The 16279-nt window shown below is 71.7% G+C and carries 18 protein-coding genes and 1 pseudogene; 11 read left to right on the top strand and 8 right to left on the bottom strand.

Going from position 1 to position 16279, the window contains the following annotated elements; all coding sequences use genetic code 11:
• Window position 1: 1 nt before the first annotated feature.
• Window positions 2-325, bottom strand: coding sequence for a DUF5655 domain-containing protein (locus tag AB3388_RS05095; protein ID WP_495409673.1), 324 nt, complete (start codon window positions 323-325; stop codon window positions 2-4).
• Between AB3388_RS05095 and AB3388_RS05090 the strand changes: the two genes are divergently transcribed.
• Window positions 306-470 (top strand): hypothetical protein, encoded by a 165-nt coding sequence (locus tag AB3388_RS05090; RefSeq protein WP_495409672.1) that lies wholly within the window; start codon window positions 306-308, stop codon window positions 468-470. The two genes, AB3388_RS05095 and AB3388_RS05090, sit on opposite strands and share 20 nt — an antisense overlap.
• A gap of 13 nt (window positions 471-483) precedes the next feature.
• Here AB3388_RS05090 and AB3388_RS05085 read toward each other — a convergent pair whose 3' ends face one another.
• The gene (locus AB3388_RS05085) at window positions 484-645 is read right to left on the bottom strand and encodes a hypothetical protein (RefSeq protein WP_495409671.1); all 162 of its coding nucleotides are present in this window, start codon (window positions 643-645) and stop codon (window positions 484-486) included.
• Between the two features lie 186 nt (window positions 646-831).
• On the opposite strand from AB3388_RS05085, the gene AB3388_RS05080 reads away from it, so the two are divergent.
• Together AB3388_RS05080 and AB3388_RS05075 are read left to right on the top strand one after the other, a co-directional pair.
• Window positions 832-1722, top strand: coding sequence for an SMP-30/gluconolactonase/LRE family protein (locus AB3388_RS05080; protein WP_495409670.1), 891 nt, complete (start codon window positions 832-834; stop codon window positions 1720-1722).
• Window positions 1723-1779: 57 nt separating this feature from the next.
• The gene (locus tag AB3388_RS05075) at window positions 1780-2790 is read left to right on the top strand and encodes an LLM class flavin-dependent oxidoreductase (RefSeq protein WP_495409669.1); all 1011 of its coding nucleotides are present in this window, start codon (window positions 1780-1782) and stop codon (window positions 2788-2790) included.
• A 22-nt stretch (window positions 2791-2812) separates the two neighbouring features.
• On the opposite strand, the gene AB3388_RS05070 is transcribed toward AB3388_RS05075, so the two are convergent.
• Window positions 2813-3868 (bottom strand): methyltransferase domain-containing protein, encoded by a 1056-nt coding sequence (locus AB3388_RS05070; protein WP_495409668.1) that lies wholly within the window; start codon window positions 3866-3868, stop codon window positions 2813-2815.
• Window positions 3869-4062: 194 nt separating this feature from the next.
• The gene (locus AB3388_RS05065) at window positions 4063-4284 is read right to left on the bottom strand and encodes an N-acetyltransferase (RefSeq protein WP_495409667.1); all 222 of its coding nucleotides are present in this window, start codon (window positions 4282-4284) and stop codon (window positions 4063-4065) included.
• Between the two features lie 124 nt (window positions 4285-4408).
• Here AB3388_RS05065 and AB3388_RS05060 point away from each other — a divergent pair, with 124 nt between their 5' ends.
• A complete protein-coding gene (locus AB3388_RS05060) occupies window positions 4409-4906 on the top strand; it encodes a nuclear transport factor 2 family protein (protein WP_495409666.1) in 498 nt (165 codons plus the stop codon).
• 65 nt (window positions 4907-4971) lie between these two features.
• Here AB3388_RS05060 and AB3388_RS05055 read toward each other — a convergent pair whose 3' ends face one another.
• Window positions 4972-6027, bottom strand: a complete 1056-nt coding sequence (locus AB3388_RS05055; protein WP_495409665.1) for a lysophospholipid acyltransferase family protein — start codon at window positions 6025-6027, stop codon at window positions 4972-4974.
• Between the two features lies 1 nt (window position 6028).
• Window positions 6029-6892, bottom strand: coding sequence for a patatin-like phospholipase family protein (locus AB3388_RS05050; RefSeq protein ID WP_495409664.1), 864 nt, complete (start codon window positions 6890-6892; stop codon window positions 6029-6031).
• Between the two features lie 190 nt (window positions 6893-7082).
• Here AB3388_RS05050 and AB3388_RS05045 point away from each other — a divergent pair, with 190 nt between their 5' ends.
• Window positions 7083-8522 (top strand): thioredoxin family protein, encoded by a 1440-nt coding sequence (locus AB3388_RS05045; RefSeq protein ID WP_495409663.1) that lies wholly within the window; start codon window positions 7083-7085, stop codon window positions 8520-8522.
• Window positions 8507-9025 (top strand): annotated as a pseudogene (locus AB3388_RS05040) (UGSC family (seleno)protein). The gene AB3388_RS05045 and the pseudogene AB3388_RS05040 overlap by 16 nt, the downstream one beginning before the upstream one ends.
• Window positions 9026-9488: 463 nt before the next feature.
• On the opposite strand, the gene AB3388_RS05035 reads toward AB3388_RS05040, so the two are convergent.
• On the bottom strand, window positions 9489-9944 hold the full coding sequence (locus AB3388_RS05035) for a DUF6326 family protein (RefSeq protein WP_495409662.1): 456 nt from the start codon (window positions 9942-9944) through the stop codon (window positions 9489-9491).
• Window positions 9945-10174: 230 nt separating this feature from the next.
• Here AB3388_RS05035 and AB3388_RS05030 point away from each other — a divergent pair, with 230 nt between their 5' ends.
• The 3 genes from AB3388_RS05030 (at window position 10175) to AB3388_RS05020 (ending at window position 13205) form a co-directional block, all read left to right on the top strand.
• Window positions 10175-11320, top strand: coding sequence for a sensor histidine kinase (locus tag AB3388_RS05030; protein ID WP_495409661.1), 1146 nt, complete (start codon window positions 10175-10177; stop codon window positions 11318-11320).
• A complete protein-coding gene (locus AB3388_RS05025; RefSeq protein WP_495409660.1) occupies window positions 11317-11964 on the top strand; it encodes a response regulator in 648 nt (215 codons plus the stop codon). Before AB3388_RS05030 ends, AB3388_RS05025 begins: the two co-directional genes overlap by 4 nt.
• Window positions 11965-12437: 473 nt before the next feature.
• Window positions 12438-13205 (top strand): hypothetical protein, encoded by a 768-nt coding sequence (locus tag AB3388_RS05020; RefSeq protein WP_495409659.1) that lies wholly within the window; start codon window positions 12438-12440, stop codon window positions 13203-13205.
• Between the two features lie 64 nt (window positions 13206-13269).
• Here the strand turns inward: AB3388_RS05020 and AB3388_RS05015 are convergent, their stop codons facing one another.
• On the bottom strand, window positions 13270-14874 hold the full coding sequence (locus tag AB3388_RS05015) for an AlbA family DNA-binding domain-containing protein (protein WP_495409658.1): 1605 nt from the start codon (window positions 14872-14874) through the stop codon (window positions 13270-13272).
• A gap of 449 nt (window positions 14875-15323) precedes the next feature.
• On the opposite strand from AB3388_RS05015, the gene AB3388_RS05010 reads away from it, so the two are divergent.
• The gene (locus tag AB3388_RS05010) at window positions 15324-15692 is read left to right on the top strand and encodes a hypothetical protein (RefSeq protein ID WP_495409657.1); all 369 of its coding nucleotides are present in this window, start codon (window positions 15324-15326) and stop codon (window positions 15690-15692) included.
• Between the two features lie 115 nt (window positions 15693-15807).
• Entirely contained in the window at window positions 15808-16140 is a 333-nt protein-coding gene (locus tag AB3388_RS05005; RefSeq protein WP_495409656.1) for a hypothetical protein, read from the top strand.
• The last annotated feature ends 139 nt before the right edge of the window (window positions 16141-16279 follow it).

Below are 16279 nucleotides of genomic sequence, written 5' to 3'. Positions count from 1 at the left end.
GTCAGGCGTTGGCCGCGTGGGCCTGCGCGAGCAGGTCCACCACCTCCTCGTCGACGTCGGCCAGGACGCCGAGGCCGACCCGCACGGTGCAGCTGCCGTTGCCGACGCTCGGGGCGGCCAGCAGCCGGCCGCCCGGCTCGCGCGCGGGCAGCCGCAGTCCCAGGTCCACCCGGCGGTGCGTCGTCGCCTGGACGACGGCGAACGTGCGCCGCGGGCCGACCAGGGACACGTAGCCCTTGCGGGCCTGCACGTGCACCTCCCCCACGCCGAGGCCGGCGGTGACCACGGCGTCGTACACCGGCCGCTTGACCTCGCCCTTCGTCAAGGCCGATGCTCCCGACGTGGTCGAGCTCGGCGCCCTGGTGCTCGACGGGAGCACGCCCCGGGCGGCGGTCGACGCGCTCCTCGAGCCGGCGTTGGCGCGCGGCGACGACGACGTCTCCGTCGGGGTCGCCGATGTGTGCGCCTGACCTGCGCCGCCCCTCAGCTGCCACTGGCGAAGCGGGCCCACCGCCCCTCGACCGGGGGGCCCATCACTTCGGGATCCATCGCGGCCTCGTACGGACGGGTCACCTGCCGACCGAGGACGACGATGACCGACGTCTCGACGACGAGGCCGACGATGCTCAGGAGGATCCAGATCACGTCACTCCCCTCGCCACAGGGGACGGGCTTCCCGCGTCGCGGCGCCCACCGGTCACCGTGGACCGGGGCCGCCCCGTCCGGCCTCACCCCCTTCGGGCGAGCCGCTCGGAGTCGATGAGCGTCCGCACGCCCGGCAGCAAGTGGACCGGAGCTATGCTCCGGCGCACCACGGCGGCGAGGTGAACCATGCGGGAATTCAGCACTGTCCTGGACGGCCTGTCCTACCTGGAGTGCCCGCGCTGGCACGAGGACCGGATCTGGGTGTCGGACTTCTACACCCACCAGGTGCTCTCGGCCCGTGAGGACGGCAGCGATCGCCGGGTCGAGGCGGAGGTGCCGGGCCAGCCGTCCGGACTCGGATGGCTGCCCGACGGCCGGCTGCTGATCATCTCCCAGCACGACAACCGGCTGCTCCGCCGCGAGGCCGACGGGTCCCTCGTCACGCACGCGGACCTGTCGGCGCACGTCACCGGCGAGCCCAACGACATGGTGGTCGACGGGCAGGGCCGTGCCTTCGTCGGCAACTTCGGCTTCGACCTGATGGCCGGCGCCCCGGTCGCGCCGACCGTTCTGCTGCGGGTCGACCCCGACGGCGCGGTGACCGAGGTCGCCGACGACATGTGGTTTCCCAACGGGAGCGTGATCACCGAGGACGGCGTCCTGCTGGTGGACGAGACGTTCGGCAACCGGATCACCGCGTTCGACATCGGCGCCGACGGCGCGTTGACGAACCGGCGGGTGTGGGCGTCGTTCGGTGAGCTGCCCAGCGACCGCGACCTGCAGGCGGCGCTCGGGCAGCTGAAGGTCGCGCCGGACGGGTGCGGCCTGGACGCCGAGGGCGCTCTGTGGGTCGCCGATGCGCTCGCCGGCCGGGTGCTGCGCCTGCGCGAAGGCGGCGAGGTCCTGGAGGAGCTGCCCGTCGGCACCGGCGTGTTCGCCTGCATGCTCGGCGGCGCCGACGGTCGCACGCTGTTCCTCTGCGCCGCGCCGGACTTCGATCGCGCCGCGCGGAGCGCCGCGCGCGAGGCCCGCCTGCTCTCCTGCCGGGTCGACGTGCCGCACGGCGGCCGCCCCTAGGTCCGCAGCGGCTTTGCCTGGAGGGTTCGCGACACCGACGGCACACAGGAGGAGCGCATGCAGATCTCGGTCGCCTTTCCGACCGCGCTGGACTCGCACGAGAACATCGCGCTCGCGGAGGAGCTCGGGTACGAGCGGGCGTGGCTCTACGACACCCCGCAGAACAGTCCCGACGTGTGGATGGCCCTGGCACTCGCCGCCGAGCGCACCACCCGCATCGGTCTCGGGCCGGGCGTCCTCGTGCCCTCGCTGCGGCACCCGATGGTCAACGCCGCCGCGACGGCGGCGCTGGTGGCGCTGGCCCCCGGCCGCGTCGAGGTCGCCTTCGGCACGGGCTTCTCCGGACGGCGGGCCATGGGCTATCGAGGCATCCCGTGGTCGTTCATGGCGGACTACATCCGGGCTTACCGAGGGCTGCTGCGCGGTGAGGTCGTCGAGTGGGAGGGCGCCCGGATGCAGATGCTGCACCCGGCCGGTCACGCGCCGGCCCGGCCGATCGACGTCCCGATCCTGATCAGCGCCCTGGGCCCGAAGGGCGCCGCGGTCACCCGCGAGCTGGCCGACGGGCTCTACGCGACGCTCCAGCTGCCCGACTTCGCCAAGGAGTTCTCGCGCGTCTCCTACCTGGCGTGGGGCACCGTCCTGGACGAGGGCGAGGACCCGGCCTCCGAGCGGGTCCGCCTGGCCGGCGGCCCCGGCACCGCCCTCGCATGGCACGGCGCGTACGAGTTCGGCGGCGAGGAAGCGGTGGCCGGACTGGCCGGTGGGGACGCCTGGAACGACGTGGTGAACCGGACGCCCGAGGAGCTCCGGCACATCGCGGTGCACACGGGTCACTGCGTCGAGCTGAACGAGGCCGACCGGGCCGCGTGGGACGCGGGCGGTTCCACGCTGCTCGAACCGACCACGCTCAGCGGAACGGCCGAGCAGGTCCGCGCCAAGCTCGACGGACTGGCCGACGCCGGCGTCACCGAGATCGTCTTCCAGCCGTGCGGACCCGACGTCCGCCGAGAGCTCGAGCGGTTCCTCGAGGCCGCGAGTCGCTCGGCCGCCGCCGCCCGGAGCTGACCGACCGGCGTGCCGGCGGAGGTCAGGGGCGGGCCTCGAGCACGAGGTTGAAGGGGGTCTCGGCGGCGCGCCGGATCCTGGTGAACCCGGCGTCGTGCAGGAGTTCGGCCAGCCGGCCCTCGCCGGCCTGGGCACCGAGCGCGGTCCGCGGCTCCGCCGACATGGAGTGCGCCACGCAGATGACCGTGGACGCCCCGTAGTAGAGCCGTCCTACCGGATTGAGGTTGTCCTCGATCCGGTCACCGGCCATCGGCTCCACGAGCAGGAGCGTCCCGTCCTCCTTCAGCACCTGGCGGATGTGCTTGGCCGCACCCAGGGGGTCGGGCATGTCGTGGAGGGCGTCGAAGATCGTGACCAGGTCGTAGTCCGCGCCGGGGAAGTCCGAGGCGGACGCGACCTCGAAGGAGACCCGGTCCGAGAGCCCGGCATCGACGGCCCGTTTGCGGGCGAGGTCGACCGACGCGGGGTGGTAGTCGAAGCCGACGATCTCCGAGGCGGGGAAAGCCTCGGCCATCAGGAGGGTCGAGGACCCGTGACCGCAGCCGACGTCGGCCACGCGGGCCCCCGCCGTCAGCGTGGCCTCGACGCCGTCGAGGGCCGGGATCCACGACGACACGAGGTTCATCACGTAGCCCGGACGGAAGAACCGCTCGGTGCCCTCGAACAGCGCGGGGTCGTGGTCGTGCCACGGGAAGCCGCCACCGCTCCGGACCGCCTCGGTGATCTGTTCGATGTTCTTGGCCACCGCGACCGGGATGTGGAAGGCGCTGGCCGCCTGCATCCCGTCCGTGTACGCGAGGAGGAACGCCTGCTCCTCGGTCAGTGAGTACCGGCCGCTGGTCGGGTCGTAGGTGACGTAGCCACCGGCGGCCTGGCCGGCCAGCCACTCGCGCACGTAGCGTTCCGCGACCCGCGCCTCGGCCGCCACCTCCTCGGGGGTGGCCGGCATGGTCATGTTCAGCGCCCGGTACAGCCCCAGCCGGTCACCGAGGACGGCGCTCAGGGCCTGGAACGCGCCGCCCACGTCGGTGACGAAGCGGCCGAGCAGTTCGTTGAGCTTGCTCTCGTCGAGGGTCATGACAGGACCTCCTCGTGGCAGCCCGCGGGGGGCCGGCACCCCGGTGCTGCCGCTGCGACGCCCGGGGAAGCGAGGTGGACGGACGCCTCCCTCGGGTCGGGCAGCGCCTCGGGCCGCCCCGTCGGGGGTGCAGGAACTGTTCCGCCGGCTGCCCACGGCAGTCAAGAGGACGACGACACCCGCCGGGCGCTGGATCACCGACCGTGCGGCACGCCCCGGACCATGCGGATCTCCCGCACCCCACACTCGACCTGCGCCGACCCGTCGGCCACGAAGCCGTGCTCGCGGTAGAGCGCCTGCGCACGGGGATCCGGGTCGGCCACCCACAGCGCCGCCGACTCCCCCGGATCGACGACCGCCGCCAGCGGCGCCGGCCCGGCACCGGCGCCGTGGTCGGCCTCGTGCACGTAGAGCACCTACAGCTGCCTCGCCTACGCCGCCTCGCGCACGCCTGCGCCAAGCTCGGCATCTCCGGTCGTCCCGAGCTGCCCGACGCGCTCGCCGAGCCGACGCCCCGGGTGCCCGCCGGCTGATCCCAGGGTGCTCACCCCGTCGCCCGGCACGAGCCAGGCGGCCACCGTCGAGGGCGCCGGCGCGCGACCCGCGCGCCCCGACCGAGGGGACCGGGTCACGACCCTCACCGGCCTCGGCCTCACCAGCGCGGCGCTGAACCGGCGCGGCTACGACGCCTTAGCCGCGGGCGACGTCCCCACGGTCCTCGAGATCCTCCACCCCGACATCGCCTGGCACGTCCCCGGCCGCAGTCCCCTGTCCGGCGACTACCGCGGCCACCCCGGCGTCCTCGACTTCTTCGGCCGCTGCCGGCAGCTGTCCGGTGGAACGCTGCGCGTCGTACCCGGACACATCGTTGCCGATGGCGCCCGGGTCTTCGCGCTCACCACCGTCTCCGCCGAGCGACACGGTCGTGCGTCGTCCTCCCCGGAGATGCACCTGTGGCGGGTCGCCGACGGCCGGGCGGTCGAGTTCGTCGAGTTCCAGGGCGACCAGCAGGCGGAGGGCGAGTTCTGGCTGGGCTGAGCAGGTGCCCCCGAGGGCACCCGCGGTCGCCTTCGTCGCAGCCGCCGGGGTGCGGCCGGCGGGACTCACGACCGGCGACGGAAGACGTTTCTCCGGGCCTTCGTCGGCTCCCGCTGCCGGGTGGTGTCGATCCAGTCGTCGATGGTCTCCCACCACCGGTAGAGCCAGTCGGTGAGCTCGGCGTCGTCGGGCGGCACCTCGGCCGCCGGTACGAACCACCACCGCAGGCGCAGGGTCTTGTCCATGGGCAGGCCGCGCCACATGTCACGGACGGTGCTGAGGTGTTCCAGGCCGGTGTGCGCGACGAAGACGACGTCGGCGTGCGGGGCGGCCCGCAGCGCCGCGGTGACCCCACCCGGGCGTGGCGGCAGCACGTACGTCATGGCCTCGGCCCGGCGGGTCGCCTTCACCAGCCCGCGCTGGCGCAGTCGCTGGATGGCCCGGAACCGCCGCTTCGGGGTGAAGTTGGCGCCCTCGGGGAAGATCAGCAGCGCATCCTCGTCGCCCATGTCGCGCGCCAGGTCGGCGATCGCCTCCTCCGAACTGGCCGTGCCCGGTGTCACGAAGTAGTTCGGCAGCCGGTTGAGGTAGACGTCGATCAGCGGGTCCAGCTGCAGCATGTCCTTGAGCACGACCCGCGGCTGCCGCAGGTGGTCTCGGTTCATGAGCGTGTGCACCAGCAGGAACGAGTCCCCGGGACCGGCGTGCCGGCACATCACCACCATGGCGTTCTCCGAGCCGGGGACGCCGTCGTCCAGCGGTGACCAGGACGTCCCGTCGGTGACCAGCGTCAGCGCGAAGAGCCGCGCGGCCGAGCGCATGAGCACGTCGAGCAGCAGCCGCAGCACGGTGTAGTGCGCCGACCGGAACGCCGGGCTGTCCAGCCGCCGGCCGAAGCCGCTCGCCACCCAGAGCGCCGCCGCGACCGCGAGCCCGGCCACCTCGAGCGCCAGGTAGACCAGACCGAAGGCCAGCAGCCGCAGTGCGTATAGGCGTCCCGGCAACCACACCGAGACGACGATGGCGAGGACCACCAGGACCGGGAGCGAGATCACCCCTGCCGCCAGCGCGGCGACGAGCAGCGGACCGGAGACGCGGCGCACCGGGCGAGGCGGCAGCACGTCAGGCCGCCCCGTCCTCTGAGGTGCCCGACCGGTCGAGGTAACCGCAGGCCGCGAGATAGGCCTGGTCGATCCGCTCGGGCACCTGGGAGAAGTTGCGGTAGCGCAGGTTGGCCGCCGACGGCGGCGTCTCGTCGCCGGCCGGCAGCACGTGCAGCGTGACATCGGGCGGCAGCGCGGCCAGGTCGCCGACGAACCGGTGTCGCCGGGCGATCTCGAAGGAGACCTGCGCGACCTCCCAGGGGGTGGCCGGTGGGCGCAGCGGGCGATCGATCCGGCCGACGTGCAGCACGTAGATGGTGTCGGCGCCGAGGGCGACCGCCCGGCCGACGGGGATGCTGTGCACGAGTCCGCCGTCCAGGAAGTGCTCACCGTCCAGCTCGACGGGCGCCAGCAGGCCGGGAACCGCGCACGAGGCGAGCACCGCGTCGATCAGCGGACCGTCGGTGAACCAGTGCTCGGCGGCGCGCTCGATGCTCGCTGCCACGCACTGGAACGGGACGGCGAGCTCGGCGAAGGTGTCCACCGGCAGATGAGCGGCGAGCAGGTCCCGGAGCGGCTCACGGGGGTGCAGGTGCGTCCGGGTGCGCACGAGGGTCCCCACCCGGGCGAGCACGGACCCGGCGAAGATCCGCTGGGCCGCCATGTCCTCCCATACCCGGCGCAACCGGTCCACCGCGCCCGGCGTCGGGTCGGCGGCGACGAGCGCGCCGTTGATCGCGCCCACCGACGTGCCCACGATCAGGTCGGGACGGATCCCGCGCTCGAACAAAGCGCGCAGCATCCCGACCTCGGCCGCACCCAGCACGCCCCCGCCGCCGAGGACGAAGGCCGTGCCGCCGGTCGGCGCGGGTGTCGAGGGCATGCTCGCATCGTGCGCCATCGGCGGTGCCCGCGCCCCGCAAACGCACGTAGGGCCCGGTCGCGAGCGCAGCGGCAGAGCGATCTGCTTGGTGACCCTCGGCGGCGACCGTCGGCGTGCACCGCTCGCTGGACACCCTGCGCGACGGTCCGCGGGGGCGCGGGCCGGTTGACGCATGTGTCATGGTGACCGGGTGGCGACGGTGCCGGACGGCCTGGTGGCGGTCGTCAAGCGCGACTGCCCCACCTGCACGCTCATCGAGCCGGTGCTGGGGCAGCTCGCCCCCGCCGTCCCGCTCACCGTCTACAGCCAGGACGACCCCGCCTTCCCGAAGGGGCTGCCGGTCGTGGACGACCGCGAACTGGAGATCAGCTGGCGGCTGGGCATCGAGACGGTGCCCACGCTGCTGCGCGTGACCGGCGGCCGGGAGACCGGCCGGGTGGTCGGCTGGCTGCGGTCGGAGTGGGAGGACTTCTCCGGCGTGCCGAACCTCGGTCCGGGCCTGCCCGACCACCGGCCCGGCTGCGGCTCCCGCAGCGTCGAGATCGAGGACGAGCTTGCGCGCAGGTACGGCGGTCGCGTGCTGTCCAGCCGGCGAGTGGAACTCGCCGACCTCGAGGACGACGTCGAGGCGATGTACGACCGCGGCTGGACCGACGGGTTGCCCACCGTCCCGCCCACCGAGGAGCGGGTGGTGCGGATGCTCGCCGGCACCTCCCGCGCGCCGGACGAGGTGGTCGCCGTCGTCCCACCCGACCTGGTCGAGTGCACCGTCGAGAAGGTGGCGGTCAACGCCGTCCTCGCCGGGTGCCTGCCCGAGCACCTGCCGGTGGTACTTGCCGCGGTCGAGGCCGCCTGCCGCGATGAGTTCGCCCTGCATGGCGTGCTCGCGACGACGTACTTCGCCGGGCCGGTGCTGGTCGTCAACGGTCCGGTCACCCAGCGGCTGCGGATGAACTCCGGCATCAACGCCCTCGGCCAGGGCAACCGGGCCAACGCCACCATCGGCCGGGCGCTGCAGCTGGTGGTACGCAACGTCGGCGGCGGCCGGCCCGGTGAGGTGGACCGGGCGACGCTGGGCACCCCCGGCAAGTTCACGTTCTGCTTCGCCGAGGCCGAGGACGAGCTGTCGCCGTTCGAGCCGCTCGCCGCCTCCCGCGGGGTCTCGGGATCGGCGGTCACCGTGTTCGCGGGGTCGGGGCTGATCCCGGTCATGGACCAGGCCAGCCGGACGCCGGAGTCGCTGGCCCGCACCTACGCGCTCGTGCTGCGCACGGTCGGTCACCCCAAAGCGGCCGTGGGCATGGACGCGCTGCTGATCGTCAGCCCCGAGCACGGCCGGGTGTTCCGCGAGGGCGGCTGGGACCGCGCCCGCCTGCTCGCCGAGCTCGAGCCGCTGCTGGTGATGCAGCCCGACGAGCTCCGCCGCGGGGCGCTGGGCATCGCCGAGGGCATGCCTCCGGGGCTCGACGACCGTCCGCTGCCGAAGTTCCGCGCCGGCGGCCTGCTGGTGGCCTACACCGGCGGCCCGGCCGGCATGTTCTCGGCCGTCGTCGGCGGCTGGGCCAGCGGAGCCACCGGCAGCTCGCCGGTCACCGTCCCGATCGAGGAGGCCGCATGGCCCGCGTCCTGATCGACCCCACCTCGGAGCGCCGGCCGGCGTCGCGGCAGGTGAACCCGCGGCCCCCCTCGCTGGACGGCCGCACCGTCGGGCTGCTCGACATCTCCAAGAGCCGCGGCGACGTGCTGATCGACGAGCTGGAACGGCTGCTCGCCGCCGACGGTGTGCGCACTGTCCGGTACCGCAAGCCCACCTTCGCCCGGCCGGCACCGGTGGACCTGCGGCACGAGATCGCCACCCACTGCGAGGTGGTCATCGAAGCCCTGGCCGATTAGGGCTCCTGCACGTCGTGCAGTGTGCACGACATCGCAGACCTCGAGGGCCGAGGCGTCGTGGGGGTCTTCCTGGCCTCCGCCGAGTTCGCCGACGCCGCCGTAGCGCAGTCGGCCGCGCTGGGCGTGGCGGTTCCGCACGTCCTCGTACCCCACCCGATCCAGGACCGCACGGACGACGAGCTGCGGCAACTGGCCCGCGCCGCCTACCCGGCGGTGCTGGCCGCGGTGACCGGCGGCTGAGCGGCGGGGAGCGGCCTCGGCGACCGTTCTCCCGCGGACAACGCACAGCCGGGGCCACCGCTGTTCGCGGTGGCCCCGGCTGTGTCCCAACTGTGGGCCTGGCATGTCGCCAGAACCCCGAGGTGGGTGGGTGGGATCTTGGCGAAATGCAAACCAGCAGGTGAACCGCCCTGTTTTCGAGCCCCTGCGCCTGGCTTGCACACGAATCGCTCTACGGTTGCACACGCCGCGGCCGCGGAGGCAGCACGGGGTTCCACAGGCGACCTCCGAGCCCTCGAGCCCATCCCCCGGATGCCCAGGCACGAAGGGTCGATGGCACCTACGTGACTACAGGACCTCCTGGGAGGCAGCGACGTGCTTCTGGGGGATGGGGTGAGACGAAGTGCTCAGCAGCGAACGCTGAGGCAGGGGACCGTGCCCGCGAGTAGGGCGAGCGAAGGATGGTCGGGCGCGGGGCGCGCAGTCATGCCTGCTGCGGCGTGCGGAGGGGCTCGCTGTCGCGGCTGGCTGCCAGGGTCGCCGGTGATTCGGTACGGCGTGGCCAGGTCCAGGCGGAGCGCAGGATGAAGGCCAGGAGCAGCACCTCGAGTCCGATGGAGAGGCCGTAGAAGTACGAGTAGGTCCAGGACTCCCCTACCGCGTTGTAGATCGAGACGGGGAGGTAGAGGGTTGCCACGACGAGGTTGATGGTGCGGTTGACACGGGCGGGCAGTGTCGTGGACAGCAGGATCATGAGGATCGGGATGGCCACGAGCGTGAGCGAAAGGCCGACAAACGTTGGGCCGGTGTCGAACTCGTGGACGATGCCGGCCCGGATGTCGTCGACGAAGCCAGGCTTGTACAGGGCGAGGTAGTCGACGTAGATGTAGAGGAACATGAAGCTGGTCCATGCTGCTGCGATTTTGGCCCGCACCGGCATACGCACATGTTCCAACGTGCTCTGAGCCGGCGGATTCTCCAGTGCGGTGTGGGATTGAGGCGTTCTCATCACAAGGCTCCCAGGCTTGATCGGGTGGGTGCTTCCACCGTCACGGTTGCCGGCTGTGGGCACATCAGCCCCGAAGCCTGATCCGACCTGGCCGTTGGCACAGCCGAGCACTTGTACTTTCGGCGGATACACCGAGCACGCGGACTGCCTAGCCTGATCAGATGGCCATCAGCGCACTTCGCTCGCTGTGGGCCGAACCTCGACCCACGAATGCCCCGGACCGGGGGCCGCGGGACTGGGCCTTGGTCGCAGCACTGGTCGGCTGGTCCCTGGTGGAAGTGGTGCTCCGCCAGGACCTGGCGCCACGACCGCTGCTGCTGCTCTACACGCTCGCGGTCCTCGGCCCGCTGCTGTGGCGACGCACGCACCCGCTCGTCGCGGTTGCGGTCTGCTTCGGCACGTTGACGATCCTCGACATCGTCAGAGTCCTCACCGGGTCGCAAGGCGCCCCGCTGAACAGCATCTCCGCGGCCCTGATCCTGGCCTACGCCCTGTTCCGGTGGGGCTCCGGCCGGGAAGCCGCAATCGGCCTCGGCGTCATCCTGCTCTGGCTGCCCATCACCACCGTCGCCGACCCCACCAGCCTGGCGGACAAGGTCGGCGCATACGGGTTCTTCCTGTTCGCCGCCGCGCTGGGCGCCGCGATCCGCTATCGGACGAAGAGCCGCATCCGCGACATCGACCAGGCCAAGGCCCGCGAACGCGAACAGCTGGCTCGCGAGCTCCACGACACCGTGGCCCACCACGTGTCGGGCATCGCCATCCAGGCCCAAGCAGGACGTGCCATCGCGGCCTCCCGCCCCGAGCGTGCCATCGAGGCCCTGGCCGTCATCGAGGCCGCAGCGACCCGCACCCTCACCGAGCTGCGCGCCATCGTCGGCGTGCTCCGCGCCTCGCAGGACACCGAGTTCGCGCCGCAGCCCGGCGTGGCCGAGGTCGAGCAGCTCGCCACCGATGGCCAGGCGCGTCCCTGCGTCGAGGTGGCGCTATTCGGCGAGTTCGACGACCTCAGCCCGGCGGTCGGGGCCGCGATCTACCGCCTGGCCCAGGAGTCCATCACCAACGCTCGACGGCATGCCCGCGACGCGACCCAGGTCACCGTCGCCGTCACAGGCGACGCGGACGAGGTACGGCTGACCATCGACGACGACGGCTCCGCCGCTGGCGGCCGCACCCCAGCAGGCTACGGCCTGGTGGGCATGCGGGAACGCGCCTCACTGCTCGGCGGCACCTTCCACGCAGGCCCCGCCGTCGAGCGGGGCTGGCGAGTAGAGGCGGTTCTGCCCCGAACCGCGCCGCCACGATGAGCATCAGAGTCCTCATCGCCGACGACCAGCCCATCGTGCGCACCGGGCTGACAATGCTGCTCGACGCCCAACCCGACATCGAAGTGGTCGGCGCGGCCGCCGACGGACGCGAGGCAGTCCGCCTGGCGCTCCAGCTGCGCCCCGACGTCGGCCTGTTCGACATCCGAATGCCGCTGATGGACGGCATCGAAGCCACCCGACGCCTCGCCGGCCCGGACGTCACCGACCCGTTGCCGATCGTGGTCATCACCACCTTCGACCTCGACGAGTACGTCCACGGGGCGCTCAAAGCCGGCGCCCGCGGGTTCCTGCTCAAGGACGCCGGACCCGCCCTGCTGACCCAGGCCATCCACGCTGCCGCCGACGGAGACGCACTGATCACACCCAGCGTGACTGTTCGACTACTCAAAGCGTTCGCCCACGCGCAGACCTCACCACCGAGGCAGCCGATAGAACCGCTCACCGCCCGCGAGGAGGAAGTCCTCGTACCTGTAGCCCAAGGCCGCACCAACGATGAGATCGCCAGCGAGCTCTACATCACCCCAAGCACCGTCAAAGCCCACCTCGCCAGCCTCATGCGAAAGCTCGGCGCCCGAAACCGCGTCGAGGTCGCCATGTGGGCCCACGAGACCGGCCGCATCTGACGCCGCAAAGGCTCCCGCCGCCGTTTGCCGCAACCCCCCACAGCGTCACAGTGCTTCGCGGACGATGGCTACCAGCTGGTCGCCATCCCCGGGCCAGTCGTGGCTGAGCCGTCCACCAGCTCGAGCGCCCGCGGGTCACCGGCAAAGGTGGCCTGGGCGTGCCGGTACGCGCTGGGCGCCAGGCATACCGCCGGGTGCTGCCCCCATGGCACCGGTGCACAACGAAAAGCCGGGGGCCACCGCTGTCTGCGGTGGCCCCCGGCTTTTCGCCAACAGTGGGCCTGGCATTTCGCCAGGACCCCCGGGTGGGTGGGGTTTTCCCCGAAAGGCGTCTCCGCAGGTCAATGGGTTGTAGTTGATCTCCGTCAGGCCATCATCACAACAAGATCCCGGTTTGCTCACACGCGGCCGGCGGACGCCGAGAGATCCCCGGTTGAGCTCAACAAGACCCGTCCCCCGCCAGAATGTCTGTCATGGGAGCTGACGGGCCGGCGATCTTCTCGGACGACTTCGCCTGCGATGTGCGTGACGACTACCGGGCGCTGCTCGAAGACCAGGTCCCGGACGCCGAAGCGACACAGCAGATCATCGCCGCGAACCCCGACCTCGATGTGGACGAGGAACCGGTGTTCTGGTTGGCCCTCGCCGCGACGCAGTGGCGCGTCGGTCGCCTCGAGGACGAGGTCCGGGCCCGAGCTCTCGAGGTGATCGACTCCGGCCGGGACCTGACCCGCTGGGAGGAGGCCGGCCCGCGCGCCGTGGCGAAGCGGGCTGCTGCCCTGACCGCTCTGCGTGAACAGCTGACCAGCCCGCAGCCGGCGCGAAAGACGATCCGCCGCCCCTGGCGCTACGTGACCGACCTCGATGCGGGAGCCGTGCTGGCGTACCAGACGAGCGGGCCGCTGGTGCTGCTCCGGGTCGCCCGCATCCTGGACGACGGGATGGGGACGGTGCCGGTGATCGAGCGCCTCTCGTGGGAATCGGAGTCCGCGCCGACGGCTGAGCAGCTCACCGATCTGGCGGCCATGCGGGACGCGGGCCTGCAGGGCCCGAGCACCCTCATGCGGCTCACCAAGCACCGACGTCGTGACCCCGACTGGTCGGACGTCGGCTTCCGGCTCGTCGGCAAGGCCCCGCCACGGCCGGAGGACGCCGACGTCCTGCCGATCCTCTACACCTCCTGGGATCGGCTGCCGGAGACCCTCGAGCGAGACGTGACGGAGCGCCTCCCGAGACGTTGAGTTCGATGTCGACCACCGCGCCCTCGCCGGGGTGCCATCCGTTGTGGCCGGGCAGTGCTGCCGATCAGCGGTTCGCGCCGGTGCCGAGAATGCGCTCCCGCACTTCGGGATCGAAGTCTGCCGGCAAGTTCTCACTGATGAACTCGCGGACATCGACCGCGTCGATACCGTGGAATCCTCCGAAGACCCCCGCTTCGCGGGAGGCAGTGAATGCGATCAACTCCAGTACCGCGGCCAGGTCCTGATCCGAAAGGTCTCCGGCGATCGCTCGCCGAACGGCCGGATCCCGGACGAGGACTTCGAACGCCGGTGATGTGCGGTTCGTCCTGTAGGGCGCGAAGTTCGGGTAGTAGGACGATGAGTTGATCTTGTGGCGTGCGGCGGCAACGGCAACCGCCGCAAGGAGATCGAACTGGCACAGGCTGGCCAGTACGCGGTCGTCGTCCTCGACGGCGTCCGGGCGCAGGATGGCGAGCCGTCTCACCTCGTTGTGCGCGCGGGCGATGACCCCCGACTGCTCGTCGAGGATGCGGCTGCGCGACGCCTGCACCTGGGCGTGGCGGAGCCACGACTGCCAGTAAGTGTCGAAGTCGCGCGTAGCCGGCGTGGGGGTCGCGAGAAGAGGGACTGCCCACCAAGCTCGGAGGCGCACCGCGAGGGCGCCGATGCCGTAGGCGCGGGTCAGGATGTTCAACCACATGGTGACGTTCCGCGGGTCGTCGGGCTGACCCACGCCATTCGCGTCGAAGCCGAGCTCGTAGATGCGCATGAAGGCGTCCATGACCGCGGTGAGCCACTTCGACCGGTCGAGTTCGACCGCGAGAGCACCGAGAGCCGTCAGCCGGTCAAGGACGACGGCGACGTCGTCGTCTCGCTGCTCCGATCGCAGGCGGGCGACCTCGCCGGGAGCGCGTAGCAAGAATCGACGCAGCGCGATGTCGTCGTCGGCGCGCAGCAACTCGACCGCGGCGGCATCGAACGTCTCTGCGTCCAGCTGCCACGTGAAGGCGCCCACCGGGCCACGGGAGACGCGTTGCCCGGCCTCCCCCGCGCTCAGGATCTCGCGGAGATCCTCACGCATCTCGCGGCGCCATTCCTCCCGACGGGTCGTAGCGAAGCGCTCGAGCCGATCGTCTGCATCCGCGCCGTTCCACCGGATGCTCGCTGTCCCGCGCCGGACGAACACCTCTCCGGGCCGGAACAGGGGCTTCCCGCCGCTGACGCCTTCAACGCGAAGTACCTCGAACCCTCGCGCCGCGGGGCCGATGTGGATCAACGCGAACGTGTGGCCGTCCACCGTGTGGACGCCGGACATCAAGGTCAGGGGTTCCGTCAGGTACTTCTGGACCTTCGACCGCAGGGTGGCTTCGTCGAAGAACTTCGCCCTCTGCGGATCCGCGAGACCGTCGGTGGGCTTGCCCTGGTCATCGGCGCCGATGACGACGTAGCCACCGAGCGGTTCGGCGCGCATGGCAGCCAGGTCCTTGACGAGTTCGACCACCTCATCGCTGTGGCTCAGGTCCAGCGTCGCCTTGAAGTCGAGGTCTGAGGACTCGTGTCCCTCACGTAGCAGCTCGCGGAGCTTCTCCTCGCTGGCGGTCGGCTCGACGACGAACACACGATGCCCTTCCCCCGCTGTCTTCGTCGGCGAAGTGCCGACCTCACGCATGCGCCGTCACAGTAAGTGATCCGACTGACGATCCGGGGCGGCATGGCGTAGCGGTGGTCACCTCCCTTCCTGCCGTTCTGCCAGCTCCGTCGCCGCGGCCGACGCGCGTATCAAGATCCGCTCCACGTGCGTCGGGGCGAGCGCGGCGTAGTCCAATCACCTCCGTTCCTGCCGTACTGCTGCCCCGACCCTGTGCGAGCTCGGTTCTGTGAAGTTGTGGCGCTCCGCTGGAGCGCGAGGTTCGAGCGGGCGAGCGGTTCACCGTCGGGCTCACCGCAGGCCGCACCAGACACCAGTCCGGGAGCTCAGGGGCGTGTCAATCGCCTGCCGCCGATCCCGAAGCAGGCGACCTACGGGCGAATGCAGCCCCCGCCGGCGCCGGCACCGATGACGGCGCGGATCGTCCGCCGCGGCCTCATCAGGTCGCCAGTCCCTCGGAGGTGCCGGCCTTGTCCGTGCTTCCCGTCCCGTCCGCCGTCCTGCGTCACGAGCCGTGGCATAAGGACCGCGTCGCCACCCTCTCGGACCGCGGGGTCCTGGCCCGGGCCGCGGCTCTGCTCGGCCTGCCCGCCGAGCAGCTGCCCCTCCCCCTGCGCTGGCAGCCCGTCCCCGGGCAGCTCGCCGTCCTGCGCACCACCGCGGAGGTGCTGCTCGCTCGCCTCGAGCAGACCACCGGGGCCTGCTCCGAGTGCGCCGAGACCGACCGGCGTCTGGACTGCGCCCGGGAGCTGGGCACGCTGGAGGCCCGGCTGGCCGCCCTGGCCCACGACGCGAAGCTGGTGCTCGGCTGGCTCGAGGAGACGCCCACGGCGGGGTGAAGCGACGGGTTGCGATCAGCCCACGCGCCTCAAGGGGTGACGCGGACGGGCTCGGGCCCGTTCGCGTCACCCGGCACCGCCGGTGCCGAGGACGTCGATCGGCACGGAGACGCCGATGACCAACGAACACCCCGCGGGTGCGGTTGCACCCGAACCGCTGCATGAGTACAAGCTGCGGAAGCTTCTGACGCGTCGTCAGAAGCTCGCAGATGCAGGCATCGAACTGCTCTGCCACGACCTGCCCGGGGCCGACCTCATCTGGCAGGCGGTCCACCAGGTCGAGGAACTGCTGCGCCGGGACTACCCCGAGGTCTGGGCGAAGTCGAACGCCGAATGGGTGGCCGCCGACGCCGCCCGGCTCCACACCGCGGACAAGCCGGCGCCGGAGGCCTGCTGGATCTGCCGGCAGCGGCAGTCACCCGACGCCGGGATCCGCCCGGCATCCTGACGAACACCATCACCGTGGCCCCTCCCGCAAGGGTGGGGCCACGGCGCGTCGTCGCCCCTCACGACCGCGCCGCCCGCGGTCGATTGACGGGAGGCGTCGTCTCGGGACCGGTACCAGGACCCGGCCGCACCGTGCGGCC

The sequence above is a fragment of the Geodermatophilus sp. SMS 5-13 genome, assembly GCF_059428245.1.
The sequence above is the reverse complement of the archived record's forward strand: the minus strand, read 5'-3'. Positions and strand labels throughout refer to the sequence as shown.

Excerpts from the sequence above, each read along its gene's own strand:
- AB3388_RS05080 (WP_495409670.1), top strand. The coding sequence starts at position 832 with ATGCGGGAATTCAGCACTGTCCTGGACGGCCTGTCCTACCTGGAGTGC.
- AB3388_RS05075 (WP_495409669.1), top strand. The coding sequence starts at position 1,780 with ATGCAGATCTCGGTCGCCTTTCCGACCGCGCTGGACTCGCACGAGAAC.
- AB3388_RS05070 (WP_495409668.1), bottom strand. The coding sequence starts at position 3,868 with ATGACCCTCGACGAGAGCAAGCTCAACGAACTGCTCGGCCGCTTCGTC.
- AB3388_RS05050 (WP_495409664.1), bottom strand. The coding sequence starts at position 6,892 with ATGCCCTCGACACCCGCGCCGACCGGCGGCACGGCCTTCGTCCTCGGC.
- AB3388_RS05035 (WP_495409662.1), bottom strand. The coding sequence starts at position 9,944 with ATGCCGGTGCGGGCCAAAATCGCAGCAGCATGGACCAGCTTCATGTTC.
- AB3388_RS05030 (WP_495409661.1), top strand. The coding sequence starts at position 10,175 with ATGGCCATCAGCGCACTTCGCTCGCTGTGGGCCGAACCTCGACCCACG.
- AB3388_RS05025 (WP_495409660.1), top strand. The coding sequence starts at position 11,317 with ATGAGCATCAGAGTCCTCATCGCCGACGACCAGCCCATCGTGCGCACC.
- AB3388_RS05020 (WP_495409659.1), top strand. The coding sequence starts at position 12,438 with ATGGGAGCTGACGGGCCGGCGATCTTCTCGGACGACTTCGCCTGCGAT.
- AB3388_RS05015 (WP_495409658.1), bottom strand. The coding sequence starts at position 14,874 with ATGCGTGAGGTCGGCACTTCGCCGACGAAGACAGCGGGGGAAGGGCAT.
- AB3388_RS05005 (WP_495409656.1), top strand. The coding sequence starts at position 15,808 with ATGACCAACGAACACCCCGCGGGTGCGGTTGCACCCGAACCGCTGCAT.